Source organism: Terrimonas ferruginea DSM 30193 (assembly GCF_000425585.1).
GTDB lineage: Bacteria > Bacteroidota > Bacteroidia > Chitinophagales > Chitinophagaceae > Terrimonas > Terrimonas ferruginea.
The window spans coordinates 246,218-270,261 of the sequence record NZ_KE384399.1; the positions used below are offsets into that span (position 1 = coordinate 246,218).

The 24,044-nt window shown below is 48.0% G+C and carries 26 protein-coding genes; 9 read left to right on the plus strand and 17 right to left on the minus strand.

What is annotated here, in order from left to right; all coding sequences use genetic code 11:
* Positions 1 to 48: 48 nt before the first annotated feature.
* Positions 49 to 1,317 carry an LVIVD repeat-containing protein gene (locus H608_RS0115585; RefSeq protein WP_155990201.1) on the plus strand — a complete coding sequence of 423 codons (1,269 nt, stop codon included), beginning with the start codon at positions 49 to 51 and terminating at the stop codon, positions 1,315 to 1,317.
* 4 nt (positions 1,318 to 1,321) lie between these two features.
* Here H608_RS0115585 and queG read toward each other — a convergent pair whose 3' ends face one another.
* Entirely contained in the window at positions 1,322 to 2,254 is a 933-nt protein-coding gene (queG, locus tag H608_RS0115590) for a tRNA epoxyqueuosine(34) reductase QueG (RefSeq protein WP_028788492.1), read from the minus strand.
* Positions 2,255 to 2,369: 115 nt separating this feature from the next.
* Between queG and H608_RS0115595 the strand changes: the two genes are divergently transcribed.
* Both H608_RS0115595 and H608_RS0115600 read left to right on the plus strand, forming a co-directional pair.
* A complete protein-coding gene (locus H608_RS0115595) occupies positions 2,370 to 4,379 on the plus strand; it encodes a transglutaminase family protein (protein ID WP_051268374.1) in 2,010 nt (669 codons plus the stop codon).
* A gap of 4 nt (positions 4,380 to 4,383) precedes the next feature.
* Positions 4,384 to 6,303, plus strand: a complete 1,920-nt coding sequence (locus H608_RS0115600; protein ID WP_051268375.1) for a DUF3857 domain-containing transglutaminase family protein — start codon at positions 4,384 to 4,386, stop codon at positions 6,301 to 6,303.
* 1 nt (position 6,304) lies between these two features.
* Here the strand turns inward: H608_RS0115600 and H608_RS0115605 are convergent, their stop codons facing one another.
* Both H608_RS0115605 and H608_RS0115610 read right to left on the minus strand, forming a co-directional pair.
* Positions 6,305 to 6,646 carry a hypothetical protein gene (locus H608_RS0115605; protein WP_028788495.1) on the minus strand — a complete coding sequence of 114 codons (342 nt, stop codon included), beginning with the start codon at positions 6,644 to 6,646 and terminating at the stop codon, positions 6,305 to 6,307.
* Between the two features lie 7 nt (positions 6,647 to 6,653).
* Positions 6,654 to 7,700: a serine hydrolase domain-containing protein gene (locus H608_RS0115610; protein WP_162142886.1), complete on the minus strand. Its 1,047-nt coding sequence runs from the start codon at positions 7,698 to 7,700 to the stop codon at positions 6,654 to 6,656.
* Positions 7,701 to 7,843: 143 nt separating this feature from the next.
* Here H608_RS0115610 and clpB point away from each other — a divergent pair, with 143 nt between their 5' ends.
* A complete protein-coding gene (gene clpB, locus H608_RS0115615; RefSeq protein WP_028788497.1) occupies positions 7,844 to 10,453 on the plus strand; it encodes an ATP-dependent chaperone ClpB in 2,610 nt (869 codons plus the stop codon).
* A 409-nt stretch (positions 10,454 to 10,862) separates the two neighbouring features.
* On the opposite strand, the gene H608_RS24775 is transcribed toward clpB, so the two are convergent.
* Both H608_RS24775 and H608_RS22610 read right to left on the minus strand, forming a co-directional pair.
* Entirely contained in the window at positions 10,863 to 12,365 is a 1,503-nt protein-coding gene (locus H608_RS24775; protein WP_245565767.1) for a polysaccharide lyase family 7 protein, read from the minus strand.
* A gap of 277 nt (positions 12,366 to 12,642) precedes the next feature.
* The gene (locus H608_RS22610; protein WP_051268376.1) at positions 12,643 to 13,044 is read right to left on the minus strand and encodes a hypothetical protein; all 402 of its coding nucleotides are present in this window, start codon (positions 13,042 to 13,044) and stop codon (positions 12,643 to 12,645) included.
* A gap of 507 nt (positions 13,045 to 13,551) precedes the next feature.
* On the opposite strand from H608_RS22610, the gene H608_RS0115635 reads away from it, so the two are divergent.
* The gene (locus tag H608_RS0115635; RefSeq protein ID WP_028788498.1) at positions 13,552 to 14,124 is read left to right on the plus strand and encodes a DsbA family protein; all 573 of its coding nucleotides are present in this window, start codon (positions 13,552 to 13,554) and stop codon (positions 14,122 to 14,124) included.
* Positions 14,125 to 14,210: 86 nt separating this feature from the next.
* On the opposite strand, the gene H608_RS22615 is transcribed toward H608_RS0115635, so the two are convergent.
* The 3 genes from H608_RS22615 to H608_RS0115650 form a co-directional block, all read right to left on the minus strand.
* Positions 14,211 to 14,600, minus strand: coding sequence for a hypothetical protein (locus H608_RS22615; RefSeq protein WP_038008675.1), 390 nt, complete (start codon positions 14,598 to 14,600; stop codon positions 14,211 to 14,213).
* A 37-nt stretch (positions 14,601 to 14,637) separates the two neighbouring features.
* On the minus strand, positions 14,638 to 14,868 hold the full coding sequence (locus H608_RS0115645) for a hypothetical protein (RefSeq protein WP_028788499.1): 231 nt from the start codon (positions 14,866 to 14,868) through the stop codon (positions 14,638 to 14,640).
* A 316-nt stretch (positions 14,869 to 15,184) separates the two neighbouring features.
* Positions 15,185 to 15,472 (minus strand): RNA recognition motif domain-containing protein, encoded by a 288-nt coding sequence (locus H608_RS0115650; RefSeq protein ID WP_028788500.1) that lies wholly within the window; start codon positions 15,470 to 15,472, stop codon positions 15,185 to 15,187.
* 263 nt (positions 15,473 to 15,735) lie between these two features.
* On the opposite strand from H608_RS0115650, the gene H608_RS0115655 reads away from it, so the two are divergent.
* Both H608_RS0115655 and H608_RS0115660 read left to right on the plus strand, forming a co-directional pair.
* Positions 15,736 to 16,242 (plus strand): YdeI/OmpD-associated family protein, encoded by a 507-nt coding sequence (locus H608_RS0115655; RefSeq protein ID WP_028788501.1) that lies wholly within the window; start codon positions 15,736 to 15,738, stop codon positions 16,240 to 16,242.
* Positions 16,243 to 16,260: 18 nt separating this feature from the next.
* Positions 16,261 to 17,637: a UDP-N-acetylmuramate--L-alanine ligase gene (locus tag H608_RS0115660; RefSeq protein ID WP_028788502.1), complete on the plus strand. Its 1,377-nt coding sequence runs from the start codon at positions 16,261 to 16,263 to the stop codon at positions 17,635 to 17,637.
* A 5-nt stretch (positions 17,638 to 17,642) separates the two neighbouring features.
* Here the strand turns inward: H608_RS0115660 and H608_RS0115665 are convergent, their stop codons facing one another.
* Positions 17,643 to 18,083, minus strand: a complete 441-nt coding sequence (locus H608_RS0115665) for a hypothetical protein (protein WP_028788503.1) — start codon at positions 18,081 to 18,083, stop codon at positions 17,643 to 17,645.
* 356 nt (positions 18,084 to 18,439) lie between these two features.
* Here H608_RS0115665 and H608_RS0115670 point away from each other — a divergent pair, with 356 nt between their 5' ends.
* Positions 18,440 to 18,919, plus strand: coding sequence for a nucleoside deaminase (locus tag H608_RS0115670; RefSeq protein ID WP_028788504.1), 480 nt, complete (start codon positions 18,440 to 18,442; stop codon positions 18,917 to 18,919).
* Here H608_RS0115670 and H608_RS0115675 read toward each other — a convergent pair.
* Together H608_RS0115675 and H608_RS0115680 are read right to left on the minus strand one after the other, a co-directional pair.
* Positions 18,913 to 19,281 carry a hypothetical protein gene (locus H608_RS0115675; protein WP_028788505.1) on the minus strand — a complete coding sequence of 123 codons (369 nt, stop codon included), beginning with the start codon at positions 19,279 to 19,281 and terminating at the stop codon, positions 18,913 to 18,915. The two genes, H608_RS0115670 and H608_RS0115675, sit on opposite strands and share 7 nt — an antisense overlap.
* Before the next feature lies 1 nt (position 19,282).
* Entirely contained in the window at positions 19,283 to 19,852 is a 570-nt protein-coding gene (locus H608_RS0115680) for an RNA polymerase sigma factor (RefSeq protein ID WP_028788506.1), read from the minus strand.
* A 100-nt stretch (positions 19,853 to 19,952) separates the two neighbouring features.
* Between H608_RS0115680 and H608_RS0115685 the strand changes: the two genes are divergently transcribed.
* Positions 19,953 to 20,702, plus strand: coding sequence for a C40 family peptidase (locus tag H608_RS0115685; protein ID WP_028788507.1), 750 nt, complete (start codon positions 19,953 to 19,955; stop codon positions 20,700 to 20,702).
* 4 nt (positions 20,703 to 20,706) lie between these two features.
* Here H608_RS0115685 and H608_RS0115690 read toward each other — a convergent pair whose 3' ends face one another.
* The 6 genes from H608_RS0115690 to H608_RS0115715 all read right to left on the minus strand — a co-directional run bounded on the left by H608_RS0115690 (position 20,707) and on the right by H608_RS0115715 (position 24,037).
* Positions 20,707 to 21,339 (minus strand): hypothetical protein, encoded by a 633-nt coding sequence (locus H608_RS0115690; RefSeq protein ID WP_028788508.1) that lies wholly within the window; start codon positions 21,337 to 21,339, stop codon positions 20,707 to 20,709.
* 118 nt (positions 21,340 to 21,457) lie between these two features.
* On the minus strand, positions 21,458 to 22,000 hold the full coding sequence (locus H608_RS0115695; RefSeq protein ID WP_155990202.1) for an inorganic diphosphatase: 543 nt from the start codon (positions 21,998 to 22,000) through the stop codon (positions 21,458 to 21,460).
* Positions 22,001 to 22,009: 9 nt separating this feature from the next.
* Positions 22,010 to 22,381, minus strand: coding sequence for a fluoride efflux transporter CrcB (gene crcB, locus H608_RS0115700; protein WP_038008679.1), 372 nt, complete (start codon positions 22,379 to 22,381; stop codon positions 22,010 to 22,012).
* 2 nt (positions 22,382 to 22,383) lie between these two features.
* Positions 22,384 to 22,836: a nuclear transport factor 2 family protein gene (locus tag H608_RS22620; protein ID WP_051268377.1), complete on the minus strand. Its 453-nt coding sequence runs from the start codon at positions 22,834 to 22,836 to the stop codon at positions 22,384 to 22,386.
* A 49-nt stretch (positions 22,837 to 22,885) separates the two neighbouring features.
* The gene (locus H608_RS0115710; protein ID WP_028788511.1) at positions 22,886 to 23,425 is read right to left on the minus strand and encodes a DUF4878 domain-containing protein; all 540 of its coding nucleotides are present in this window, start codon (positions 23,423 to 23,425) and stop codon (positions 22,886 to 22,888) included.
* 57 nt (positions 23,426 to 23,482) lie between these two features.
* Positions 23,483 to 24,037, minus strand: coding sequence for a YiiX/YebB-like N1pC/P60 family cysteine hydrolase (locus tag H608_RS0115715; protein ID WP_038008680.1), 555 nt, complete (start codon positions 24,035 to 24,037; stop codon positions 23,483 to 23,485).
* Between the last annotated feature and the right edge of the window lie 7 nt (positions 24,038 to 24,044).

A 24,044-nucleotide genomic window follows, 5' to 3' on the forward strand; every position in this document is an offset into this window, starting at 1 on the left:
ACGTCGGATAAAGTTTGGGTTGTCAGTCCTGTACTAAACTATCGCGTTATGAGAAGTATACTTGCCATTACCGCCAGACTCATGCTTCTTTCTCTGAGTGCATTCGTGTTTGCCGGTTGCGCAAAAGACAACTGTCAGCAGGTACGAACCTACACTATTTACAAACCCGTATTCAGGACCAAGGATTCCGTGCGCAATAATATTCACAGTAATGTTGCGCGAGCCATCGAACGACCCGGCAAGATCTATGTCAAAGGGAATTATATTTTTCTGAATGAAATAGATAAGGGCATTCATGTTATCGACAACACCAACCCGGCCGCACCCGTCAATAAAGCATTTATCGATGTACCCGGCAATATCGATATCGCCGTTAAAGGCAATGTGCTCTATGCCGACCTTTATACCGATATGGTAGCGATCGATATTACCAATCCGCTCCAGGTGTCGGTGAAAAAAATAATCGATAATCTTTTTCCGTATCGTTTATATGGCAATGGATTTAATCCGGATGGAAACGGATCAGATCAGATAATCGTCGACTGGGAAAAACGGGATACTTCTGTTGTTGAATATTGTACGCAGCCTTTCTTCGAAATGGATGGCGGTGTTTTTATTGCAACCAGTGGCAGCAACGGTGTCAAAAGTTCTCCCTTCGGTACGGGCGGCTCGATGGCGCGCTTTGCCATCGCCGGTGACCGCCTTTATACCGTTTCCCGCTCCGACCTCGAGGTGATCGATATCAGTGTACTCGAGAATCCTGTAGTACGCGCAACGGTTAGTGTTGGCTGGAACATCGAAACAATTTTTCCGTTCCGTAACCAGTTGTTCATCGGATCTGCAACGGGTATGTTTGTTTACAATATTTCCAATCCGGATCAGCCGCAGGCGGCAGGACGATTCAGCCACGTGCAAAGTTGTGATCCCGTGATTGCGGATGACAACTACGCCTATGTTACCCTTCGTTCCGGTACAACCTGTAACACCACCATTAATCAGTTAGAAGTTCTCCGGTTGGCTTCGGGCAGTGTCGCCGATCCGCAATTGGTTAAGACCTATCCAATGGCTAATCCGCATGGTTTATCCAAAGACAATGACCTGCTTTTTATCTGTGATGGCATTGCAGGGCTGAAAGTGTACAACGCGGCGGATGTGCAGAATCTTGTATTGCTGAAAACCATCAATGTGAATGCTTATGATGTAATCGCTTCGGGAAACCATGCGCTGCTCATCGGGCAGGACGGACTCTATCAATACGATTATACCGATCGCAACAATATCAGGTTGCTGAGCAGGATCGAAGTGAAAGTTCCCTGATCGCTTATTTTTCCCGGATGAAACGCAGGTTGCGCCGTATACCGTTATACTTCGAACGCTTGAGGGGAGAGTGACGGAATACTTCGCGGAATTGCTGCTCCGTCAGGTTTTCCCAATCACGCGTGGAAAGATTTAATATTTCCGGAATCGGAGAGAAGGCTGGTTCATGATGTGGTTTGCTGAAACGGTTCCACGGGCAAACATCCTGGCAGGTATCACAACCAAACATCCAGTTGTTGAATTGTCCTTTCTGTTCTTCGGGGATCAGTTCCGCTTTTAATTCAATGGTGAAATAAGAAATACACTTGCTGCCGTCCACCACTTTGTCGGGAAGGATTGCCTGGGTCGGACAGGCATCGATACAGCGGCGGCAGGATCCGCAATAATCTTTTGCTATCGGATCATCGTACTCGAGTGCCAGGTCGGTAATAAGCGTGGCGATAAAAAAGAAGGAGCCGCTGCTGCGCGTGATCAGGTTGCCATTGCGTCCTATCCATCCCAATCCGCTCTGCTGTGCCCAGCTTCTTTCCAGCACGGGTGCAGAATCTACGAAGCCACGTCCCTGTATCTCGCCGATCTCTGCCGAAAGCTTTTCCAGCAACTGCCGCAGTTGAGCCCTGATTACTTCATGATAATCATTGCCGTATGCATATTTGGCGATGCCGGGTGTATCGTTTTGCTGCTGCTGTTCCGGGTAATAGTTTTTTAATAAAGTGATGACGGACCTGGCGCCGGGGACAAGTTTGGTGGGGTCGATGCGCAGGTCGAAATGATTTTCCATGTATTGCATGGAGCCGTGAAAGCCCTGGTTCAGCCATTCTTCCAGGCGGCGGGCATCGTCGTCGAGGCGGCGCGCGCGGGCTATACCACAAAAGTCAAATCCCAATTCCCGGACCGCTTCACGTACCAGGCGGGTGTTATACGATAGGCTGTTCACTATGCGGTAAAGATAAGTCTAATGTATCAACGCCTCCGGCGTGCCGGCAAAAAGCCATGCCGGAAAATACTTTTTGAGGTACATTTGCGTTTTCAAGACAACCGAGCCACTAATTATGATTTTTAACCGTTCCGCCATTCTCCTGCTGGCCACCTTGTTATGTGCCTTACCAGCCTTCTCGCAGGACGCTCCCAAATTCAAATTCGGCAAAGTAGACGCCGAAGAATTCCAGAAAAAAGCTTATTCCGTAGACAGCAGTGCCAATGCCGTGATACTTTCCGAAGTCGGCATTTCTCGTTTTATTGGCAACAATTCCGGAGGTTTTACATTGGAATTCAAAGTATACCGCCGCGCCCACATTCTCAATAAAAATGGTTATGGCGTAGCCGATGTAACCATTCCGCTTTACACCGGTTCACAAAGCGAAGAGAAATTGATTAATCTGCGCGCCTCCACTTACAATATTGAAAACGGGAAAGTAGTTTCCACCAAACTCGAAAAGTCGTCTGTTTTCAAAGACAAGATCAACAAGTATTGGGCTCACCAGAAGTTCACACTGCCCAATGTCCGCGAAGGTTCGATCATCGAATACGAATACACGATTGAATCGCCGTTTCTTTTCAATTTACAACCCTGGTATTTTCAGGGTGAGAACCCGCGCCTCTGGAGCGAGTACCAGGTGGCCATTCCGCAATTTTTCAACTATGTTACGCTGAAGCAGGGTTATCATCCTTTTGCGGTAGAAACTACCAGCACCAAGAATGATAATTTCACGCTTTCCGAAAGCCGTACCGCCATGGCTACCGAACGTTATTCTTTCCAGGCGAGCATCGCGGAAAGACGCTGGGCCATGAAAGATGTGCCTGCCTTGAAAGAGGAAAGCTTTACCTCCACATTGCGCAATCATATTTCCAAGATCGAATTCCAGTTGTCCGAACATCGTCCGCCATTGGAGTATCGCCGCATCATGGGCAGCTGGACCGATGTAATGGGTGAACTGCTGAAAGACGAAGGCATCGGCCAGATCAACGGCAACAACGGCTGGCTCGGCGATGCGGTCGATGGAGCGGTTGGCAACACTACCGACAAACTGCAGCGGGCAAAAAAAATCTATGCCTGGGTACGCGACAATCTTACTTGTACCAACAACTATGGATACCGCACCACGCAATCAATGAAAGAAGTTTTGCGTAAGAAGAATGGCAATGTAGCAGACATCAACCTGCTGCTGATTGCCATGTTGCGCAAAGCCGGAATAGCGGCAGAGGCGGTCATCCTGAGCACGCGTTCGCACGGATATACTTATTCCATGTACCCGCTGCTCGAACGTTTCGATTACCTTATCGCAGCAATAGGAATAGGTGAGAGTGTTTATTATCTCGATGCGGCCGATCCTTCCATGGGCTTCGGTCACCTTCCTTATAAATGTTACAATGGTCACGCACGCGTGATCAACGCTGACGCTACACCGCTCGAGTTTTCTGCCGATTCGCTTACGGAAAAACAACTCGCTTCCGTATTCATCGTGAATGATTCTGCCGGCCGGCTGCTTGGCAGCGTACAGAAACGGGCGGGCTATTTCGAATCTGCCCGGTTGAGAAGAGCGGTAAAAGAAAAGGGGAAGGAATCGGTGTTCACCGACATATCCCGTGCTGCCGGCGCAGAAATGACCTTCCTTGAGCAATCAATCGATTCCCTGGCACAAATGGAAGGTCCGGTTGATATAAAGTACAAGTTCAACATGCCAATGGGTGACGAAGACCTGATCTACTTCAACCCGCTGCTGGACGAACGCTTCAAAGACAATCCATTCAAATCGGCACAACGTCTGTATCCTGTCGAGATGCCTTTTGCCATGGACCAGACCTACCTGTTGCGCATTGAAGTGCCCAAAGGTTATGAAGTGGATGAAATTCCCAAACAGATGGTGGTGAAGCTGAACGAAGACGGCGATGGTGTGTTTGAATACCGCATTTCCCAAACCGACAATGCCATCGCCTTGCGTTGCCGGCTGGTGATCAGCCGTACCTTCTTCGCACCGGAAGAATATGAAACATTGCGCGAATTCTTTAACCTGGTAGTAAAGAAACACAGTGAACAGATTGTATTCAAGAAAAAGAAATAAGCTGATGCGTTGTTTGCTCACAATAATTGCTTTTGTACTTGTAACACAGACAAAAGCAGAGGAGCCATTTTCCGTCACCAACATACCACAGCCGCTTCTCAAGAGCGCTTATGTGGTCAAGCGACTCGAAGATCAACAGTTCATCCTGCAGAAGGATGGCGAAGCGGTGATCCGTATACATTGTGCCTATACCATTATGCACGAGAATGGCGACGATTACGCAACCTTCTCTGAGTACTATAATAAGTTCCGTGAAATACGGTCGGTAGAAGGAACACTTTACGATGCCCGGGGAAATGTAATCCGCAGGATGAAGAAGAAAGACCTGCAGGACCTGAGCGCAGTAAATGACATCAACCTGATCGACGATAACCGGATGAAACGATTCCAGTTTTATCATCGTTCATATCCCTATACCGTAGAGTTTGAGTACGAGATCAAACTGAATGGCACCATGTTTTATCCTCCCTGGTTTCCGCAATCGGATGAAAGGGTTTCGGTACAACAAAGCCGGTTTATCTTTTCCTGTCCGGACAATCAGACTTTCCGCTACAAAGCTTATCAATATGAAAAAGAACCGGTGGTGGTGGCAGAAAAGGGAACGAAAGTGTATACATGGGAGTTGAACAACTATCCCGCATTTCTTCGCGAACCTTATGCGCCGGCAGCAAGAAGACTTACACCGATCGTATTGTTCGGGCCCGTCAATTTCGAAATGCAGAATTACCGTGGTACGATGCAGAGCTGGCAGGATCTGGGAAAATTTATCTATGCGCTTAAAGCCGGACGTGATGAGCTGCCGGGGAATGTGAAAGACCGCGTGCACCAACTGACCGACAATATCGATACGCCACAGGAGAAAGTGCGGTTGCTGTACGAATACATGCAGCAACACACACGCTATATCAGCATACAACTAGGCATCGGCGGGTGGCAGCCCTTTGAAGCAAAATATGTGGCAGATAAAAAATACGGTGACTGTAAGGCATTGTCCAATTACATGGCGGCCCTGCTCAAAGAAGCGGGCATTCCTTCCCTGTATACAGTGATCAATGCGGGCCGCGGCCGTGATGAGTTGTTTGAAGAATTTCCATCGTCACAATTCAATCATGCGATCTTGTGCGTGCCTTTGCAAAAAGACACCATGTGGCTCGAATGTACAAGCCAGACAACACCTGCCGGTTATATGGGGTCATTCACGGGAAATCGCTATGCCCTGGTCGTAGATGAAAACGGAGGTAAGCTGGTACGCACACCGTTGTATACAATCGAAGACAACACACAAAGCAGAAACATTAAAGCACGCCTGGACCAGGAAGCTACACTGCAGATCAATGCTGCCACTCTCTACACGGGCATCGAGCAGGAAGAAGCCAGCGGATTGATACACCATCTTTCTCCACAGAAAGTAAAAGAACAATTACAGCAGGAACTGGACTTCCCGACATTCGAAGTAGATCAGTTCAGCTACCAGGAACACAAAGGCCGTATACCTGCGGTGCAGGAAAATCTCCAGATCACGGTGAGCAACTATGCCACGATTACCGGCAAACGTCTTTTCATTCTTCCGAATGTAATGAGCCGTTTTTACCGTAAACCTTTGCCGGATCCCACGCGTAAATACCCGGTTGAACTGAATACACCTTCCCGCTATATCGATACGGTGGAAATAGACATTCCCGTGGGCTATTCCATCGAATCGGCGCCGAAAGATACCGAGATCAAAACACCCTTCGGTTTGTACCGCAATAAAGTGGTGCTGAAGGATAATAAACTTTATTATTATCGTCTGCAGGAACAATACACCGGAACATTTCCTGCTGGCTCTTATGCAGACCTGGTGAAATTTTACGGAGATATTTATACCGCCGACCGCGCGCGCGTGGTATTGGTAAAAGCAGAAACACCGCTAAAGGCCTTCTGATCTATTTTTCCTGTAAATGAAACCTGTGCAGCATACGATGCAGTGCAGGTGCGAGCACCACGCCGATGTTGGTGATAAATACCACGCCGCTGAACAAGGCATAGAACGACGAGAACCATTTTCCCGAAACGGTTTTGATCTCGACTACCGGTCCCATACCGCTGAGGATCATGGACGCATTATGCAAGGAATCGAGCCATTCGATATCCGCCGTATAATGATAACCGGCAATGCCGATCAGCAGGCAAACCAGCAGTATGCCGCCGGCAAAGAGCACGTTGCGGGCCATGCGTTTGTAATACACATGCAATGGCGCCAATGGCTCGTGGTGACGTTCATACATACACGGATCATTTACAGGTGGAAGGATAGATGCCGTCGATAATTTTTTTGATGTCGAGATGCAGCTCTGCCTTTTCTTCTCCCAGCAGGCTTTTGGTGATTACCAGGTAAGCATAGCCATGACACCAGTCTACCATCGGCCAGCTACCGAACAAACCCGGGCAGGCCAATGCCGTTCCCAATGTCCCATTTTTTTCAACAACCCAGGCACCGAGCGCGTAGTCAAATCCTTCTGCGCCTTTCGGTACAAATTTCATGTCCTGCGGTTTGGAATGGATCGTGCGCAGTTGTTTGACAGATGCTTCCGATAAAATGCGTTTGCCCTGGTAAACACCCTTGTTCAATAGCATTTGCAGGAAATGCATATAATCATCTGCATTCGACACAGCACCTTCCGACGGGTTGGTGGCGCGCATCATATCCGACTCCGCAAAACTGGTCTTGCGCATACCGAGTGGCGTAAACAGCTTTTGTTTGGCCAGTTGTTCAAACTTTTTTTTACTGACCACTTCCAGTACACGTGCGGCGATGTTGAGGCCGATACCGCCATAGCTGAAATCTTCTCCGGCATTGACGCGGATCTCACGGGCGGCAAAAGCATCCACTTCCTCTTCCAGTGTTTTATACCGGCGGGCACCAATAACTTTCCCGACAACCGTTTCATTTTTTATACCGGTATAGTGGCTGAGGCAATGGCGGATGGTGATATAGTTTTTGTTGTACTTTTCAAATACGGGCAGATATTTTGCTACTTTATCATCAAGGGAGATTTTTCCCTCTTCCACAAACTGCATGACCAACGCCGCGGTCAGCCATTTGCCACAACTGGCGATCGGCGCAACGGTCTTGCTGTTGAAGTCACCCAGCTCTTTCTTATAAACAATGGAATCGCCTTTCAATACCAGTACGACGGCATTTTTGCCCAACTTGCCCTGGCGTTCGGTTACCAACTGGTCAAGTGCGGCCCAGCTTTGAGAACGGGAAACCTGAAAGAATAGCAGAAAACAGACTAAGACACTGCACTTCAGGCAGTTTAAACGGCTAATACATGACATAGTTACGGGAATTGAGGGGCTGGATTGGGATTTGTTACCACTGTTGCGGTGCAAATAAAAAGCCGGGTTAATCCGGCAAAATAGTTGTGCCATATTAAACATAAATAAAAATACACCGGCACTTGCCGGCCAACATCAACGATATGAATTTAGGAAATTTTACCATCAAAGCAGCTGAAGCTTTCCAGCAGGCACAGCAACTGGCTTTTGACGCTAAAAGCCCCAACATAGAAACCGATCACCTGCTGCAGGCTTTGCTGGACCAGGAAGATTCTCCCGTAGAATACTTGCTGAAGAAAAACAATGTGACCATGAATTTGGTCAATACCCGTCTGGCAGAACTGATCGGCAAACTGCCGAAGAGTTCGGGCGATCCGGCGCAACAGATCAGCCGCGACCTCAACAACGTGGTGCTGCGCGCCGGCTCCGCATTAAAGCAATTCAACGATGAATTTGTAACACCCGAGCATTTGTTGCTCGCCATTGTACAGGGAAATGATGACGCCGCCCGCTTGCTGAAAGATGCCGGGCTTACCGAAAAAGGGTTGGTAGCGGCTATCAAAGACCTGCGCAAAGGCGAAACGGTTACCTCACAAACACAAACGCAGGAATTCAATGCGCTGAACAAATACGCCAAAAACCTCAACGAGCTTGCCCGTCAGGGTAAACTTGACCCGGTAATTGGCCGTGATGAAGAAATCCGCCGGACCCTGCACATTCTTTCACGCCGTACCAAGAACAACCCGATCCTGGTCGGTGAACCTGGTGTAGGTAAAACCGCGATCGCAGAAGGTATTGCTCACCGTATCGTTAACGGTGACGTACCCGAAAATCTCAAATCCAAAGTGATTTATGCCCTGGACATGGGGCTGCTGATTGCCGGTGCCAAATACAAAGGTGAATTCGAAGAACGCCTGAAGTCGGTCGTAAAAGAAGTGAGCAACAGCGATGGCAGCATCATTCTTTTCATCGATGAGATCCACACACTGGTAGGTGCCGGTGGAGGAGAAGGAGCGATGGATGCGGCAAACATCCTGAAGCCCGCACTCGCCCGCGGCGAACTGCGCGCAGTGGGAGCAACCACGCTGAATGAATACCAGAAATTTTTTGAAAAAGATAAAGCCCTCGAGCGCCGCTTCCAGAAAGTGATGATCGATGAGCCGAGCGTGGAAGATGCAATTTCTATCCTGCGCGGATTGAAAGACCGTTATGAAACGCACCACCATGTGCGCATCAAAGACGAAGCGATCATTGCTGCGGTGGAATTATCCAGCCGTTATATTACCGATCGTTTTCTTCCCGATAAGGCCATCGACCTGATCGATGAAAGTGCGGCCAAGCTCAGGTTGGAAATGAATTCCATGCCCGAAGAACTCGACAGGCTTGAACGCCAGATCCGCCAGTTGGAAATTGAACGCGAAGCCATCAAACGCGAGAATGATGAAAGTAAATTGAAACAACTGAACACCGAGATCGCCAATCTTGCGGTTGAGCGCGATACATTCCGCGCTAAATGGAAACAGGAAAAAGAGATCGTGGAGAAGTTGCAGAATGGTAAAGCTTCCATTGAGCAACTGAAACTGGAGGCGGAAAAAGCCGAACGTGAAGGCGACTACGGAAAAGTAGCAGAGATCCGGTACGGAAAAATAAAAGAACAGGAAAAACTCATTGACGAATATACAGGCCAGCTCAACCAGATCAGCGAACATTCACGCATCATGAAAGAAGAAGTGGATGCGGATGATATTGCGGAGAGCGTAGCTAAAGCCACCGGCATTCCGGTGACCAAAATGTTGCAAAGCGACCGGGAGAAATTGTTGAATCTCGAAGAACACCTGCATGAACGTGTAGTTGGTCAGGACGAAGCCATCACTGCCGTTGCAGACGCTATCCGTCGCAGCCGCGCAGGACTGCAGGATCCGAAGAAACCCATCGGCTCATTTATCTTCCTCGGTACTACCGGTGTGGGTAAAACAGAATTGGCCAAAGCATTGGCAGAATACCTGTTCGATGATGAAAGCATGATGACGCGGATCGATATGAGTGAATACCAGGAAAAACATACTGTGTCGCGTCTGGTTGGTGCACCTCCGGGTTATGTGGGATATGATGAAGGAGGCCAACTGACGGAATCGGTACGCCGCAAACCCTATTCTGTGGTGTTATTGGATGAAATTGAAAAAGCACACCCGGATGTATGGAACGTGCTGCTGCAGGTATTGGATGATGGAAGATTGACCGATAACAAAGGACGTGTGGTGAACTTCAAGAATACCATCATCATCATGACCAGCAATATCGGTAGTCATCTGATCATGGACGCCTATGAAAATGTGAGTGAAAACAACCTGGAAGAAGTAACGGATAAAGCCAAAACGGATGTAATGAACTTGCTGCGGCAGACCATTCGTCCGGAGTTTCTCAACCGTGTGGACGAAATCATCATGTTCCAGCCGCTGCTCAAAAAGCAGATCATGGGCATCGTGAAAATTCAGTTGGAGTCCCTGAAAAAACTGGTGGCAGAAAGTGGTATCCGTCTTGAGTTCAGTGACTATGCTTTGGAGTTCCTGGCAGACCAGGGTTTTGATCCGCAGTTTGGAGCAAGGCCGCTGAAACGTCTTATCCAAAAAGAAATCGTCAACCAGTTGAGCAAGCGCATTCTCGCGGGTGACATAGATAAATCGCAGCCCGTATTGGTCGATGTGTTTGATAATACGGTGGTGTTCCGGAATGAAACGCCGGAGAAAGTTTAAAAGAAAAAGCGCCCCGCGGGGCGCTTTTTTAGTGGCAAGTTTTAAATAATAAGTTATAAGTAAAACAGCCTGCATCTCCCTTGGTTCGTGCAGACAACACAACTGTTCGGAAGATATTTATAACCTGTCAATCCGACCTCACGCCACCGTTGGTCTCCGGACCAACGGACCTGCCCATCCCTGAATCAGGTACGAAGTGGGCCTTTACCTGTCAAAGAAACCTGGCGCTTGCTTGTTGGTCGGGAGACCAACAAGGGGCACTAACTTATACCTCACGCCGTCATTACGTTTAAAAATGAGAAGCGACTCTTGCGCATAAACGTTTCGAATAGTTGTGGTGTATACACGAACCACCACGCAAGGTCGCTGCATGTCACCTATTCACTGATTCACTTATTGCCTTATTGCCTCAATTGTGCGTTACCGACAACCCATAAATAACCACTTCCCCATATGCGCTGCACGACTCGGTGGGGCCGGGGTTTTTGCCGGGCTGACAAGATGATTGTGTGTAGGCACCGGCTTTGAAATAAGCACCGGAATAAGACTGGTTATGCGTATACATCAACGTGCCGTTATAATAACACTTGGTCTGGTTATTTGACACCACAAACTTTACTTTGAAACGGGTGCCGAGCACATAGCTGCTGGTGAGCGTGGGACCATCGGTGCCGTTGATGTCGATGAACAGCTTCGTGCCTTCGAGACGGAACACGATCACATCATCACTTCCATCGTGGATTTGTCCGGCTACGATATGTTTTTTTACAACAGGCAGGTTGGTAATGGCCTGGTCGATTTCCATCGTGTGCGTGCCGGAACCGGAAGACCAGCTTGCGTTGGTAGCGCCATTGGAAGTCATCTCTCTCAATTCGCTGCGCGGATAATTGGAGCCGCTGGTAGTGGAACCGCCGGTGTGTGCGCGGAAGATGACACCATTCTGCGCACTGTTCACTTTAAAATAAGGATCGATGGAATAAGTAGCCAATGCAGGTTGTTTGATTTCGTCGGCATCGGAGTTAGCATCCGGCCCGTCTTCGGGGATCGTTATTTTCCAGTTGGTAAGATCGAGGATCTGTGCCGGCACTGTGCCGCCCGATGAAGGCGTGGTAGCGGAAGCCTCATTGCTGTAAGTGCTGTTGCCCGCGGCATTAAACGCTCTTACGCGATAAAAATAAGTGGTGTTGGCGCTGAGACCTGTCTGGGAATAACTGGTGGTGTTGGCGGCCAGGCTACTGGCTATGGTGCTCCAGGTACCGCCGCTTCCGATTTTTTGTTGCAACTGAAAACCTGTTTCGTCGCTGCTGTTATCGTTCCAGGTAATGAGCACGGTGGAACTGCTTCCTGCACTGGCGGATGCGCCCGAAGGGGAAGAGGGAATAGTTGGTGTACTGCCTGCTGTTTCCAAAACAAAATCGTCGAAGCGGCCTTCACCGGCGTTGTAAGCACCGTACAAAGTGATGGAGGTAGCCGAACCGGAATTGAAGTTCACTACTACTTGGGTCCAGGTACTGTAGGTGCCGCCCTGGCTGTTGAGTACGGTGGAACCGGCTTTGGCGCCGATGGTTCCTTTGCCGAGAATCCAGGCACTCAGTGTGTAGTCCGTGTTGGCAGTAACTGTTACGGCCTGTTGAATGCGATCGCCGGAAGCGCTGAGTTTGGCCGACTTGGCGCCGCTTTTTTTGTCGCTGGTTGAAATGGCGAAAGAATTGGGATCGCCCCATCCGGTTTTGTCGGATTCGAATCCTGGGTTCTGCAAGGTGACGACGAGGCCGAGCATTTCGGGTTCGTTACCGCCATCGCCGTTCACAGATGTTGTGAGCAAATCTTTGGTAGACTTTTGACAGCCGATGCTGCCGAGAAGAAGTACGCCGCATGCGAGATGCAGCAAGTTGGTTTTGCGATTTTTCATCTTGACAAGTTTTAAAAGTAAACCCTCCGCGATAGACGGAGGACAATCGTTCTTTTAAGTTGGCGATCAAAACCCGGATAAGTCGGAAGTATGTAATTGAAAGTTTTCTATTTTTTTACAAATAAAAATGGAAAATGAACGAGTGGAAATCGGGGTTGATAAGAATTTTATCAAGAATAAACGGCTGATAACGATACCGGCAACGCTGCCAGCGCAGGCATAAAAAATCCCTTCCGGTTGCCGGAAGGGATAATCCTTAAGTATGGACGGTTAGGAATTACTTCACTTTATTCACCACTACATCCTGAACGGTGCGGGTGTTTTTGCTCAGTTCGTAAACAGTCGATTCAAAGTTCTTGCGGTTGATGATCTCGAAACGCAGGGCGTTTTCGTCAACCTCGGAAGTGTTCAGCTGGAACTTGCGGCTGATGTTGGTACCTTTTGCTCTTTCAGAGTACAGTACTTCACCGGCGATGTCTTTGATCACGATGGTGTATTCGCCATCTTCAATGTTGTTCAGGTTGAGCTGGTAAACAGGCTGGCTGTTGAGGTTACCGATGAATTTCAGTTCTACGGTAGGATTCTCGTTACCGGCAAAAGCTGGTGCGCTGAAGGCGAAGGTAAACAGGGCCGCGAGGGCTACTACTGCTAAGCGGGGGAATTGGAGTACGTTTTTCATGACTTTACTTTTTTGCTTGATTTGATAAATTAAATAAGGCTATACTTTCAACTTCGTTTCTGGGTCACAATCGCCGGGCGGCAAACAAGCGTAGAATGAGATTCGGAGGTGTTATGCTCCTTTGATGATGTAAAAGTAGTGTGGGAAAACTGCGTATGTTAACCAACTTATTGCCGTTTTTAGTGTCTTAAAGGCCTGGCATAAAACTGCAACGTACTGACAGCTATTGAGTTGGATCAACAAATTTCATGATGCCCAAGCGTTGAATATGAAAAAAATATGAATGTTTTTTTCTTTTGTAAAAAGAGAAGAAATGGAGCGATAATTGATAATGAGTTGACTTGCAGTTGATTACTGTTTTTAAAAAAGAGAAAAAATCTTTTCTTATCGCTGAAACCCGCGTTGTTGGCCGGATGAGGGCTTGCAGCGAACTAAAATTCTAGTATTTTGTTGTATTGACATACCTTTCGCGGGTTAAGATTAAACAGATTTAAAAAGTAAGATAATATGCCACTTAGAAAGGAAGCAGAAGTTATTATAGAACCCAAGGAAATTTTTGTGGGAAGTAAAGATGCTCCTGTCACACTCATGGAATTCGGCGACTACGAAAGTGAAGCCTGTGCACGCGTGAATGAAGTTGTTAAACAAGTATTGGAAGAGTATGATGGTAAGGTGCGGTTTAATTTCCGTCACTTTCCTCAGACCCGTATACACCAGCGCGCCCTGAAAGCCGGTGAAGCCGCCGTGGCGGCTGCACAGGAGGGCAAGTTTTGGGAAATGCATAATGTATTGTTTGAGAACCGCCACAGCCTGGGTACTACCAGTCTGAAGCTGCACTCCAAAGAAGCCGGTGTTAAAAGCAAGAAATTCCTGGACGACCTGGTCAATGGTACATTTGGCTGGCAGGTACAGGATGACCTGAAAGAAGGCATCGACCTGGGTGTGAAAGAAGTGCCTGCATTCTTCATTAATGGAGAAATGTTCAAAGGCAAGCCCACCTTCGCTAATCTCAGCGTTGCTATCGATGCGGCGTTGAAGAAGTCGAAGAAGAAAGTTCCGGCAGCACGTCAGCGCGCCTGAAACAAGCTATAATACGCTTTAAAAAATCATAAAGTAAAAGTCCCCGCCCTGGCAGGGACTTTTTTGATTGAGGCCTTGCTGATTGACTAAGCCGGTTGAGCAGCATTATCGGTAATGACCAGGTGGCATCCTGCACAGGCGGTTGCTCCGTGCTGGTGATACCATCTGCAATCTTTGCGGATACCGCAGGCCGGTAAATGCAGTTCAATTTCTTCTGCACGGATAAAGTCGGCTACCATGTCGCTGATGCTGCAGCCTTTACCATTCCATTGCTGGCAACCGTTTTTGGCGCAGGTGTTGGCAAACCGGAAACGTTGTTCCGGCGCCCTGCCTTCAAATGCGGCTTCCACAAAATCGCTGGTTACCGGCAGCGGATCTGCGAGCAGGTCAACCGTCCCTTCGTTATTAACGATGCCTATCAGTTGCGCACCTTCGGCGCATACGGCACTCGGGCATAAAAGCGGGCTGGCTTTCATATGCTGATTTGATAATGATCAGATCATCACTGAAAGATCAGCGGCGTACCTGCCGGTAGTTAAGATTCTTTTTCAGCAATTCAGGCGTCGAAAATTGTTTGAGCCAGATGCCGATCCATTCTTTGGGAAATTTTACCCGTTGTGCAATGACTCCGTTGTCAATGCGGGCGACGTGTTTCAGTACGAGTGCCTGAATGTCTTTGTTAAGTGCAGAAGCCTGCGCCTTCGTAAGCGGTGCATCCACCACTACGTTGAATTTGTTAGCCATAAGAAAAGGTTTAAGGTTATGGCTAAAGGTATTGGATAGTTTGATACCGGTCAATTACCGGTTTGTGGTATTTTGAGGAAGGGAGAAGGTGTAAGGTGTAAGGTGGAAGGCGTAGGGTATAGGGAACAGCCGTTGTAAGTATTAAGTAATAAGTTATAAGTAAACAGCCGGAGAGAGCGGAGTTTGTAAATGTGCAGACCTGGGGGTGAAAGGGGCGATCGTATTTAATTTTCACATGGCCCCAGCCGAAGGCTGGGCACATCTCCGCATTTACACATTAAAAAAGCCCCGGTTTATCGGGGCTTTTTTAAAAGTATTACCAACGGTTGTTGTTAGAGTAAGACGGACGAGCCGGCTTATCTTCTTTAGGACGAGCTTCCATTACTTTAATGGTACGTCCGTCAACTGTTGCGCCATCCAATTCTTCAATCGCTTTCTTTGCAGCAGCGTCATCAGCCATTTCAACGAAACCAAAGCCTTTGCTACGGTTTGTGAATTTGTCCATGATAACTTTGGCTGAACTTACTTCGCCATACTCGGCAAAATAACTTCTCAGGTCTTCGTCAATTACAGCGAAGCTCAGGTTGGAAATGTAAATGTTCATTCGAAAAAATTAATCGATAAAAAATCTTGAGAAGACAGAGGCAGTAAGAAGCGAAATTTATATAAGACAAAAGATGCTTAGCAGAATATCGTCGTTCAGTAACCGGGCTGCAAACTCAAATTAACGACGCGAAGATAAGGCTTTTAATCCGTAGCAGCTATTTAATTGTTTCACCATACTGTTAAATTATTATGTGCGTTTCCAATCAGGTATTTCATTAACATCCAGAATCCGCTATTTTTATTTCCATTAATCAACCGATTATGATCCGTTTTACCGCCCAATTAAAAAAGTTCGATTCCAAAGGCGAAAAAACCGGCTGGACTTATTTCGAAATCCCTCCCGATCTCGCTGAAGAACTGAAACCCGGGTTTAAAAAAGCGTTTCGCGTCAAAGGCAAACTCGATAATTTCAAGATTGCCGGCGTAGCCACCGTACCGATGGGTGGCGGCATCTTCATTATTGCCGTTAACGCCGATATGCGTAAAGGCATTGGCAAAAAACACGGCGCCATGATCGAGGTGCAATTGTCGGAAGATGCCAAAGGTTATGAACTCAACAAGGCTTTTGTGGATTGCCTCGCCGACGAACCCGATGCAAAACGATTCTTCGACAGCCTTCCTTCAGGTCACCGCAATTATTTCAGCAAATGGATCGATTCGGCAAAAACAGATACCACCCGCACAACCCGCATCGCCAGAGCCGTATCTTCGTTGGCGAAAGGCTGGGGTTATCCGGAAATGATCCGCTTTTACAAGCAACACAAATAATTTATCAACCCATATCGTATGATTGAGCTGAATCAATTCAAACGTCCTTTTTTCATTGGTGTGGCCGGTGCAGGCATGAGTGCCATTGCACAATACCTGCAGGGCTCCGGCATGCAGGTGTCCGGCAGCGACCGTTTTTTTCAACCCGGCGTTTTTAATGAAACAAAAGCCAAACTCGAGAACGAAGGCATTCAGTGTTTCGTGCAAAACGGTGATGGCATCACGGCCGACACCGATCTCGTGGTGGTATCTACAGCAGTGGAAGATTCTGTTCCCGAAGTAAAAAAAGCGCGCGAGCTCAACATACCGATTTTAAAAAGAGCAGAACTCCTGGCGTTGATCGCTGCAAGCCGCAAGACCATCGCTATCGGTGGCACCAGCGGTAAGAGCACCACTACCGGCATGCTCTTCGCCATTCTTCAACACGCAGGCCTTCAGCCCGGCATCATCAGCGGTGCGGGACTGGTAAATCTCATCAGGCAGGGCAAGATCGGCAATGCCGCAGTCGGTAGCGGCGAATGGCTCGTGATCGAAGCGGATGAAAGCGACGGCTCCATCGTACAATACAAACCCGAGATAGGTGTGCTGCTCAACGTAGACAAGGATCACAAAGAGATCGAAGTATTGGTGGATGTGTTTGCCACCTTCCGCAGCAATAGCCGCCATTTCATTGTTAACCGCGGCAATGCCATTGCCCGCGAATTGTCTGCCGGCGCTTCAAACGATTTTGCTGCCGCAGAACTGGATACTGATGCAGCTTTCAAAGCCACAGATTTTACACAGCAGGGTTTTGAATCACGTTTCCTGATCAATGGTGTGCCGTTTGTGTTGCAACTCGCGGGGCGTCATAATATGGAAAACGCGTTAGCTGCGGCAACGGTAGCGGCGCGGCTGGGTGTTGAATTGACAACGGCAGCAACTGCCCTCGCTTCCTATGAAGGCATTTATCGCCGCAACCAGGTATTGGGAAATAAAAACGGTATCTGGGTAGTGGATGATTTCGCACACAACCCTGTTAAATGTGCGGCGGCCATCAGCTCCTGCCAACCCGTTGCGTCAAAAGTAATTGCCTGGTTTCAGCCGCATGGTTATGGCCCGACAAAATTTCTTCGTCACGATTTCGTGGAAGAGATTGGCAGGGCTTTGCGTCCGGGTGATGAAATATGGATGAGCGAAATTTTTTATGCCGGCGGTACCGCCGTAAAAGATATCTCTGCTGAAGACCTGATCAATGATCTGCGGGCTGCGGGGCATCAGGCATTCTTCGTTGCCGATAGAAATGACATGCTGGACACCATGCGTCCGCATTTTACAAAAGACACGGTATTGTTGTTGATGGGTGCACGCGATCCTTCTCTCGAAACGTTTGCCCGTGAGGTTTGGGATCAGTTGTAGTATTTTCAGATAGCCGGTTGCCGCAATGCCGCCGGATTGAAAAGATACCAGCAAAGGACCATCAGCATCCCCGGATCTTCGGTTGAAGCTGCTTTGTCCATACTGCACACGGCGAGCGGAAGTGCCGATTGCTGATAGATGGTCAGCTCTTCATTATTATCCTTATCTGTTGAGCGGATGAAGTACCGGTTGTTATCTACATCGATATAGCGCTGGCCACGTTCAATGCCGGTGCGTCCCAGCTTTATACCGTATTCATTGTAGAGTACAATGCGGTGACGAAACAATCCTTCGCGTCGCAGCAGGAACACACGTCTTTCGTTGTCAAACTCAATGCGCGCGGCATTTGAACGGGGATGGAAGGCAAAGGTTAACAGCCGTCTGCCGTTTTTCAGCAAGGCAAAAGCTTTGTCGCCGATACCTGAAGTTATTTTTTCCAATTGCATACAACGGGTATTTTAGGAGAACAATACTCGGGCAAAAGGTAGCACTCTTAGGCGGCTCAGGGCTTGACAAAAGACAAGAATTAATATTAATTTCATATTGGCCATATTCTGGTGAATAAACTGTGCGAAACTGGCAGGAAATCCACAGGAATTCAGGATTTTTGCACGGAAATAAGTCAAAATTCAAAAGTCAAAATTCAAAAGTCAAAAGTCAAAAGAGGAACGCTGCTGGTTTTCACGCAAAGACACAAAAGCTTATAACCTTAAACCCTATACCTTACGCCTTAGCCCGAAGTGTCGGGCCTTACGCTTTACACCTTTGCTTATAACTTAAAACTTACTACTTAATACTCAACATGCTTACTAAAGAAGAACAAGTATTCCTGGAGCGCGCTATTGAACTTTCCCGGGAAGGAATGGAGAACGGCCATGGCGGACCTTTTGGCTGCGTAGTGGTAAAAGATAATGTGATAGTGGGAGAGGGCAACAACCGCGTTACTTCTTCCAATGATCCCACCGCTCATGCAGAAGTGGTGGCGATCCGAGATGCCTGTAACCGTCTGCAGACCTTTCAATTAAACGAATGTGATATTTATACCAGTTGTGAACCCTGCCCGATGTGTTTGGGAGCTATTTACTGGGCAAGACCGCGCCGTGTTATTTATGCCAATACACGTGATGAGGCCGCTGCTATCGAGTTCGACGATGCATTTATTTACAACGAGATTAATGCCGACATGCAAACGCGTAAAATTCCGTTTATGCACGTGGCACATCCTGAAGCACTCGCTGTTTTTGAAGCATGGAAAAAGTGGAAAGACAAAACGTCTTACTGACCGCGTGACTTCATGTAATGAATCACGAAATAACAGATCACGATCAGGATGATCACGATGATTACTGAGAGGTAAAGCCAGGAATGATCTTTTAACTGGAGTTGCTGACGGCGTTTTTTCTTTTTCTCCGTTTTCTTTTTCAGATCGCGGTTCAGCATTTCCACCATGTATTCCATTTTCTTTTTATCGCGCATCTGTTGCAGGCCCTCAACGGCGTCGGCTGCAAACGGATCGTCGATCAATCCTTTTTCTACATGGTGTTGCTGGTCGGCCGACAACTGTTCCTGCAGGTATTGCAACAGCTTCTCCTGATCGATGTCAGTAGACAGGTTGGATAATATGTCTTTTTTATTGTCGGCCATTTCAGCGGTTTGCCTTTTCTTTTAATTTTTTCTCCAGGGTGATCTTAAGGTTTCGTTTGCCGTTCTGGATATGGCTTTTCACCTGCATCAGGCTAAAGCCCTTCTCCTCGCTTATCTGCTGGTAGCTTTTTTTCTCCAGGTAAAACAAAGTTACACATTGCTGCTGCTCGGCATTCAATTCTTCCAGCGCTTCTTCCAGCAGGTCGAGGGTTATATCGTTTAGCAACAAAGCTTCCGTATCGGTCTCTTCAGCAGGCGCATCGGTGAGTTCTACCGGAATTTTGCCCTGCCGGTCGCGGAGTTTCATCAGGCAGTGATTCTTCGCGATCATGTAGAGCCACGACTTGAAATAATCTACTTTATACTTGTGCAGCTCCTGGATCACTTTCAGGAATACCTGCTGCACGGCGTCGCGGGCTTCTTCCTCATTTTTCAGGTATTTCATACAAACACCCAGCAGCAGGAGTGTGTAGCGCTGCAGCAGGATGCCGAGCCATTCGTTGTCATGGTCGCCATGAAAGCGCTGCAGAAGCTCCTGGTCACTGATATGGTTGTATTTATCCTTGTTCACCCTGTAAAGCTGCTATTTTTTCTTTAGATGCGGCAATCCGATAATTTCATACAAGGATAACATTGTTCCCTGTAATTTCGTTCAAACTTAACGCTTTAGCATGGAGTATGCACTCGTTACCGTACCGGCAGCCCCGGTCCGCCGCAAACCACGTCACCGCGCCGAAATGATCAACCAGTTATTGTTTGGCGAAGCCGTCAAAATCCTCAAGACCAAAGACGCGCACTGGATCAAGGTACGCAGTCTTTACGACAGTTACGAGGGATGGCTCACGTACAACATGATCAGACCTGTGGCTAAAAACCTGTTGCGTGAACAACCCGTAAAACTGGCCGGTGAGTTGCTGGCACCTTTGCAGACCGGCGATCAGACCATGCATATTCCCCTTGGCTCTTCTCTCCGCATCGCCGAAGGCGATAACGCGGTACAATATCAAGGCACACTTATCGATACGGCAAAATTGATACCCGGTTCGGAAATGGTGAAGGCGATCGCGTTGCGGTGGCTCAATGCACCTTATCTCTGGGGTGGCCGAACCTTGCTGGGCGTGGATTGCAGCGGCTTTGTACAGGTCGTATTCAAACTGATCGGCATTTCCCTTCCGCGCGATGCATGGCAACAGGCGCAGGAAGGCCATCCTGTAAAAAAATTAAAAGACGCACTCACCGGCGACCTTGCTTTCTTTGATGACCGCGACGAGATCGTGCACGTGGGAATGATGATTGGCAATGATCAGATCATTCACGCATCGGGACAGGTGCGGATCGACAAGATTGACAAGGAAGGAATTGTCAATACCGATACCGGTAAACGCACACACAGGCTACGTGCCGTCAAACGTTACTGGTAATTTTTTAATTATAATAGGGAAAAGGGATGCCCGCTTCGTTTTCATAGATCTTTATACGGAAGATCAGTGAAAGCTGTACTTCTTTTTTATCAGGCGTTATTTCCCAGGTAACGGCGAATGGAGCGAGCCGGTAACCAGGCGCATAGTAATTATAAATTCCTCCTTCGTCACTAAGTCCGGCTTGCTGAAAGGTAAGGTATTGCGTACCTGCAAATAGCTTTCGGTATTTGCGGTGAATGCGTTCCGCCTGCTTTTGCACAGCCTTTACTATTTCCGGTTTGTTCTCTGCGGTTGAAGTAAGCGTGTATACAATGATTGTGTCTACGAGCGATAAGGTGTCCGATACTTTTACGGGGGCTTCGCGCAGGGATATTTCAATTCTTTTCTGCGGAAAATCAAATGGTTTGTGCGTGGTGTATTCTCCTCCGAAATAAAACAGGGAATCGCCTGAACGCCTGGTCAGTTGCGTGTTTTTCAATGTGGGGTCGTTGAGCAGATGCGGCACAAACTGGCTGTAGGAAAATTTGTACGGGTTTGATCTGAAATACGCGCCACAAAGACGCTCCAGTCCTCCCTGTGCCTGTGCGGCAGCAGAAAAGAATAAACATAGCAGGAGCAGCAACCGGTTTTTGTTCATGGGCTTATTTTATGCATGGTAAAAGCTGTTATCCGTTAACCCTTCGCCCTTCGGCCCTTCGAGAGCCTCAGGGACCGAAGGGCGAAGGGCCGAAGGACCCAAGGACAATAACAGGATATTACTTCGAAAATTCTTCCTTATAAAAATCAATCGCTTCGGATATGATCTTGCAGGCCGTGTCTTTGTCCTGGAAGTTATCGATCTCCACTTTTTTATTTTCCAGCACTTTGTATTGTTCGAAAAAGTTGCGCAGTTCCAGCAGGAAGTGTGCAGGCAGGTCTTCCATGCGATCGTAGTGATTCACGGATGGATCCTGCGAGGCTACGGCAATGATTTTGTCATCAACCTGGCCGCTATCGATCATCTGCATATTGCCGATCACTTTCGCTTCCAGCAGACAGAGGGATTGAATGGATTGTGAACAGAATACAAGGATGTCCAGCGGATCGCCGTCCTGGCCAAGTGTCTGTGGTATGAACCCATAGTTAACGGGATAATGGAAGGAAGAATAAATAACGCGGTCGAGTTTCAACAGGCCGGTGGCCTTGTCTACTTCGTATTTGGAACGCGAGCCCTGCGGGATTTCGATCAGGGCGTTTACTACTTTCGGAGCTTTTTCACCGTAATGTACCCCATGCCAGGGGTGATTCACTGTTAGCATGCAGAATATTTAAGATTGGGTCAAACGAAATGCTGCCAGGGTGGCAACGAGCCCCAAAATTACACTGCAAACAACGTATAACATGAAAAGACCTGTTTTTTCTGCACGTAAAAGTTGAAGACTTTCCATACTGAATGCAGAAAAGGTGGTGAAGCCGCCGCAAATGCCGGTCATCAGAAACAACCGCCAGCCCTCATTCATCCCATTTGGCCGGAGGCTCAGTCCCCAGAGTATACCGATCAGGAAACAACCTGCTATGTTGACGATTAACGTTCCGAAAGGAAAACTGTGCGGATAATGGATGGCCATCCATCGCTGGCAGAGATACCGGGCCATGCTGCCAAGTCCGCCACCGAGTCCTATCAGCAACAGGTAGCGCATGGTCAGTCTTTATCGGGAATAGCGGCCAGGAATTTATTGAGAGAGGTGTCGCTGTCGTGGTCAAAAAGAAATTTCAGGTCTACCAGCCATTTGTCACCCTTCTTTACCATTTTCAGCGTGTCGCGCTGTTTGAGGTAGGAGTTGGAGTATACGATTACGGTAGTAGAGTCGTTGGCTTCCGCGCGTTTGTGAATGATGATCGATGCATCGAACAGGCCCTGACGATCGTCGGCACTTCGTTGACTGCGGGCGGCAACGTCCATATAGTCATTATTCACGGAATCTTCCAGCATGTAGGTGCGTGCGAGATCGAAGTTGCCCTTCAATGCGGCGCGGATAAAGCTGGTAGCGGACACTACATCGTTGTCCATGGAACCCGGTTCCTGTTTTTTACTTTCGTTACAGGCGGCACAAAATAAAAGCAGGGACAAAAAGGAAATAAATTTTCTTTTCATCCCTGCAAAGTACAAAATCTTTGAATGCGGTCTTTATCAGACCCTTTCTTTATTCCTTCGGTGTTACGGTATTGAGTCGCTGGGTGATGCTGTCTGTCATGCGGTTCAGTTCCTGGTTAACGCTGTCTGAATTGAGGTTTTCCATTTCGTTAACGCCTTCTGTATCTTTTTCATCGTTACCCATTTTCATGAGTGTACCCATGCTGAAATCCACTTTCCATTTGCCGTCTTCTTTTACCAGCGGAATGTCGGACATTTTCTCGCCTTTTTTGCCAACAGGCACGTAAGCAGTGTCGCCGGAGATCCGGGCTTCGCCAAATTCCATGTTTTTGAATTCTTCAGCCGGGTCTTTCTCTTTCGATTCTTTCGGCATTTTGTCGGCCATTTCCAGACCTTTTTTCATCATGTCCAGGGTCGACTTGCTGGAGGCTGTTGCATGTTTGGCAGCGCCGTCCACATCTTTCTTGGAAAGTTTTTCGAAGAAAGCTTTTACTACAGCTTTAGGTTCGTTGGCTCCGCCGCTACAGCTGGCGAATACGATAGTGGCCATAGCTGCCACGGCGAGAAACAGTTGGGTTGTTTTTTTCATTTTATTAAATTTTCAATAATAGCAAATGTAGGCGTTTGGTTCGAATGCTGAAATCCCCTAAAAGCGTATTTGATGAACGGCCCTGGCGCCGGGGTGCAGAAAAAGGTCGTCCAGCGAAACACCGTAAGGCCATCTGTCGCGGCGGATCAGGAACTGCAAGCGGCCTTTCAGCGCCTTGTTGAGACTTTTGTACACAAATTCGGAGCAATACATTTCATCGTCGCTGAAAAAGTTGAAGAACAGGTCGAAACGAAGTCCGGAGGCATAATACTGCGCTACAATTTTTTTCAGCCTGCCGGATTCGAGGCTGTCGATTTCGTAACGGAATATGCCGAAGCGGTCATTATCTACCGGATTGCAGAAACTGTCGAGCGGTTCGCGTTTCAGCCGCTGGCTTGGATTGTAGTGACCGCCGATGGCGTGGTAAACAAAAACACTGTCGTTTTCGATCATGAGCAGCCCGCAATGCGAATAACTGGTATCGTTTTCATTCATGCTGCGTGCGGCAGCACTCACTTCATCGGTGCCGTTGCGGAAGATGAGATCGCCATCATGCACCAGCTCCGCAGCGGCATGGATAGCCTTGTATTGTTTTGAATAATCAGGAGTCACGTGTTGT

Excerpts from the sequence above, each read along its gene's own strand:
- H608_RS0115685 (WP_028788507.1), top strand. The coding sequence starts at position 19,953 with ATGGAGTATGCACTCGTTACCGTACCGGCAGCCCCGGTCCGCCGCAAA.
- H608_RS0115585 (WP_155990201.1), top strand. The coding sequence starts at position 49 with ATGAGAAGTATACTTGCCATTACCGCCAGACTCATGCTTCTTTCTCTG.
- H608_RS0115675 (WP_028788505.1), bottom strand. The coding sequence starts at position 19,281 with ATGGCCGACAATAAAAAAGACATATTATCCAACCTGTCTACTGACATC.
- H608_RS0115645 (WP_028788499.1), bottom strand. The coding sequence starts at position 14,868 with ATGGCTAACAAATTCAACGTAGTGGTGGATGCACCGCTTACGAAGGCG.
- H608_RS0115660 (WP_028788502.1), top strand. The coding sequence starts at position 16,261 with ATGATTGAGCTGAATCAATTCAAACGTCCTTTTTTCATTGGTGTGGCC.
- clpB (WP_028788497.1), top strand. The coding sequence starts at position 7,844 with ATGAATTTAGGAAATTTTACCATCAAAGCAGCTGAAGCTTTCCAGCAG.
- crcB (WP_038008679.1), bottom strand. The coding sequence starts at position 22,381 with ATGCGCTACCTGTTGCTGATAGGACTCGGTGGCGGACTTGGCAGCATG.
- H608_RS0115635 (WP_028788498.1), top strand. The coding sequence starts at position 13,552 with ATGCCACTTAGAAAGGAAGCAGAAGTTATTATAGAACCCAAGGAAATT.
- H608_RS0115690 (WP_028788508.1), bottom strand. The coding sequence starts at position 21,339 with ATGAACAAAAACCGGTTGCTGCTCCTGCTATGTTTATTCTTTTCTGCT.
- H608_RS22615 (WP_038008675.1), bottom strand. The coding sequence starts at position 14,600 with ATGAAAGCCAGCCCGCTTTTATGCCCGAGTGCCGTATGCGCCGAAGGT.
- H608_RS0115695 (WP_155990202.1), bottom strand. The coding sequence starts at position 22,000 with ATGCTAACAGTGAATCACCCCTGGCATGGGGTACATTACGGTGAAAAA.
- H608_RS22620 (WP_051268377.1), bottom strand. The coding sequence starts at position 22,836 with ATGAAAAGAAAATTTATTTCCTTTTTGTCCCTGCTTTTATTTTGTGCC.
- H608_RS0115605 (WP_028788495.1), bottom strand. The coding sequence starts at position 6,646 with ATGTATGAACGTCACCACGAGCCATTGGCGCCATTGCATGTGTATTAC.
- H608_RS22610 (WP_051268376.1), bottom strand. The coding sequence starts at position 13,044 with ATGAAAAACGTACTCCAATTCCCCCGCTTAGCAGTAGTAGCCCTCGCG.
- H608_RS24775 (WP_245565767.1), bottom strand. The coding sequence starts at position 12,365 with ATGAAAAATCGCAAAACCAACTTGCTGCATCTCGCATGCGGCGTACTT.
- H608_RS0115595 (WP_051268374.1), top strand. The coding sequence starts at position 2,370 with ATGATTTTTAACCGTTCCGCCATTCTCCTGCTGGCCACCTTGTTATGT.
- H608_RS0115650 (WP_028788500.1), bottom strand. The coding sequence starts at position 15,472 with ATGAACATTTACATTTCCAACCTGAGCTTCGCTGTAATTGACGAAGAC.
- H608_RS0115610 (WP_162142886.1), bottom strand. The coding sequence starts at position 7,700 with ATGTCATGTATTAGCCGTTTAAACTGCCTGAAGTGCAGTGTCTTAGTC.
- H608_RS0115600 (WP_051268375.1), top strand. The coding sequence starts at position 4,384 with ATGCGTTGTTTGCTCACAATAATTGCTTTTGTACTTGTAACACAGACA.
- H608_RS0115655 (WP_028788501.1), top strand. The coding sequence starts at position 15,736 with ATGATCCGTTTTACCGCCCAATTAAAAAAGTTCGATTCCAAAGGCGAA.
- H608_RS0115670 (WP_028788504.1), top strand. The coding sequence starts at position 18,440 with ATGCTTACTAAAGAAGAACAAGTATTCCTGGAGCGCGCTATTGAACTT.
- H608_RS0115665 (WP_028788503.1), bottom strand. The coding sequence starts at position 18,083 with ATGCAATTGGAAAAAATAACTTCAGGTATCGGCGACAAAGCTTTTGCC.
- H608_RS0115710 (WP_028788511.1), bottom strand. The coding sequence starts at position 23,425 with ATGAAAAAAACAACCCAACTGTTTCTCGCCGTGGCAGCTATGGCCACT.